The sequence below is a fragment of the uncultured Winogradskyella sp. genome (assembly GCF_947495255.1).
Classification (GTDB): domain Bacteria; phylum Bacteroidota; class Bacteroidia; order Flavobacteriales; family Flavobacteriaceae; genus Winogradskyella.
Window position 1 is genome coordinate 1 of the sequence record NZ_CANLYI010000024.1, and the last position, 2,134, is coordinate 2,134.

The window sequence follows — 2,134 nt, forward strand, 5'->3', positions numbered from 1 at the left end:
TGAAGAAGGTAAATAAGCTGTGTTTTTGTCAATAGGATTATTGTTGTTTATAGCATTATTTTCTGTTTCAAAATAAAGGACTTTCATATTAATTTGGCCATTAATAATCTCATTATCCTTATTTATTAAAAGAAAACCTATAGAGTTAGTAGGTGTAATTTCGCAACTAATATAATCTGAAATGGTATTTAGTTGAGGTTGGTCATAAATTAGAACATTGAATCTAAATATTGTAAAACATTCAGTTGATTCGATCTTAGCTCTCACAAAGATTTCTTTACTTTCTGTTGTATAATTATTTGGATTTGAAATAGCATTTACATTGTCTGTAGCATTATCATAAGTTTCGAAAAAAGTAAAAATAAGATTGTCATTTGCGACTGATATTTCAGGAATTACGGTTTCTAAATTAACATTAGATATACCATCTTGGTCTTCATCACATACAATTATAGGTTCAGGATTAACAGCATTAATTGAATTTATAATATTTACTTGAATAGTTGTAAAGTTATAGCATTGGTTGGTAGAAAATATATCGAGAATCCTAGCATAAAATAATTGTTGGTCTCCTTCTATACTGTATTCTTCATTAATAGAATTAACTTGATTTAATGCATCTTCTTCGGTAGAAAATAATTCTACGGAGGTTATAATATTTTGGTTTTGTTTTATAATGTCAATTAGTGGAGAAATTGAAATCGTAGTAAAGTTTGTTGTAGCATCTACATTGCCACAATAATCTATTATCATCGGTTGTGGATTATAAATAGATTCAATTTCATAGGTTATTTTTGAACTATGGGTACAATCAAAATATCTAGAGTTTATATAAATACTTTGGTTATTAGCTATTTCTAAAACGGAATTAGGATCTAACTCATTGACATATGAATTTCTGTCTTCCTCTGTTAAATAAAATTTTAAAATAATATCATCATAGCCACTTTTAAGTTCATCAGTTAATGTAGATAAATCTACATCTATAAGTTCATCATTAGAAGGGTCATCACATTGTGAAATTAATATTTCGTCTTTTAAAACGTTAAATAGTAAGTTTTTATGTATTTCTATAGACATTCTAGTAGGACAGTTTTCATCAGAGAATCTAACGTAAAAAGGCAAGGAGAATACAGGGTCGGAAATATGTAAAATAGGAAAATCAAGATGGTCTGGATATGTTATCAATGCAAATAAAACGTCGTATTCTGGATGTTCCGCAAAATACTCATCTCTTAATTCAATTGCATTGTAATCTGTAGTATAACTATAATAGTCAATAACTTCTCCATTACCAATATATTCACTGTAATTTGGATCTATGCATTGGTTGATAACTATATTATTTAGAACAGGAGATGATACATAAACATAATTTACTGGAACAATAGAGGAACAGCCATTTATATTACTCTGTACTCTTGCAAAAAAACCAAGTGGTTCATTTTCTACATCAGGAAATAAAAAGATTTCATTTGTTATATTGATGGCATCTTCTTCTGTATTATAATATGTAACTGTAGTATCAAAATCATAGTTAGCCAAAACTAAATCAAGAACACTTAAATTTGTAAATGTATTTTCCATAATGGAACCGTTACAGACTTCAATAGAAATTTCATTGATGTCTGGTGAGTTGTACACCGAAATATTAAAACTTCCTATTTGAAGACAATCACCACTTAAACTTTCTATTCTTACATAAATGGTTTCAGATTCTGCAGCATTTTGGTAAATACCGTTAATGGTATTAGTATTATTTTGAGCATCCTCTTGGGTTAAATGATAACTGATTACATAATTGGTAGATGGTAAACTGTCATAGATTTCATCATTTTTAAAGAATGGGAAATCAAAGTTGTATATGCCATCACTAGGTAAATCATCACAAATAGATATATCAGCAATAGCCGCAGCTTCTTGAAATGCAATAATTTCTATTGCTATGGAATCTTCTATGTTACAACTGCCACTTGGAGATGGTATGCTAGCAATTACACTGTATGTCCCTGATTGTGTAACGTCTAGTGTTGAGTTATTTTCACTTGTAATTTCACTTCCATTTAAGTACCATTTGTAGATAGCAGAAGCATTATTAATATTGGCATTTAAAGTTAAGTCGCTACCACAGATA

1 pseudogene is annotated in these 2,134 nt (G+C 28.9%); it reads right to left on the bottom strand.

What is annotated here, in order from left to right:
- Positions 1-2,134: pseudogene (locus Q0807_RS18810) on the bottom strand (hypothetical protein); the annotation flags it as partial.